General features: G+C 57.7%; 1 pseudogene. It reads right to left on the bottom strand.

Annotated elements, in window-relative coordinates:
• Positions 1-804: pseudogene (locus HGP14_RS35155) on the bottom strand (phage tail protein); the annotation flags it as partial.

Below are 804 nucleotides of genomic sequence, written 5' to 3'. Positions count from 1 at the left end.
GGTGCTCGAAATCCGTGGAAAGTGTGTAGACTTCGCGCTGTAGGCGGTTCTGCGCGATGTGATAGCGGCCATGCTTCCACACCAGATCCTTGTCGGTAACGCCGGGGAAATCCAAGCCCTCGAACTTAGTGGCATTCGCAGCCGTGTATCCATCGTCATAGACAACCCGCTCGTCATTAAGGTAGCCGTTGTCACGGTTGATAAAGGACACCCGGAAGCCATGCGGCAGGTCGGCATAGCCACGATTGGACGAGAAGCCCCACGAGTTGCGCGGTGTGAAGTGCTGGACGATCGGCGAATCCTCGACGTCCCAAACAACACCCCATCGGCCGTCACGAAGCGACACGGCGGCACGGCCAGCAGCCGCAATCATCGTCAGCATCTCGTAAACAGAGCGCTGTTCCGTCGCGACATACTCGAAGGTGAACCCGTTGACGTAGCAATAGACAGCCCAGTCCTGCAGGCTTTGCAGATCGATCTGGCTATCCGGCACAGGCCGTGCGTTGGCACTGCCTTGGAGAACGTTTCGGAAGTAATCGGCGGGGTTGGTCGTCGTATTCAAGATCCATGCCGTGCCGCTCCACGACGGGATAGTGGGATATGCGATGCAGTTCAACGTATCGACAGTTCCGGAAAGCTCACCGGTCGCCTTGATGCGAACGGCGATTAGCGTCAACGGCTTGTTGAAGCTGACAACCGATGCATTGCGCCGACCCCGAAGAGCTGTCCAGTATGTCGTCTCGGATACGGTATCTCCGCCGTTGTAGTCCGGGGACGCTTTGCGGACACGGATGTCATATTGGC

Source organism: Rhizobium sp. P32RR-XVIII (genome assembly GCF_012641395.1).
GTDB lineage: Bacteria > Pseudomonadota > Alphaproteobacteria > Rhizobiales > Rhizobiaceae > Rhizobium.
The sequence above is the reverse complement of the archived record's forward strand: the minus strand, read 5'-3'. Positions and strand labels throughout refer to the sequence as shown.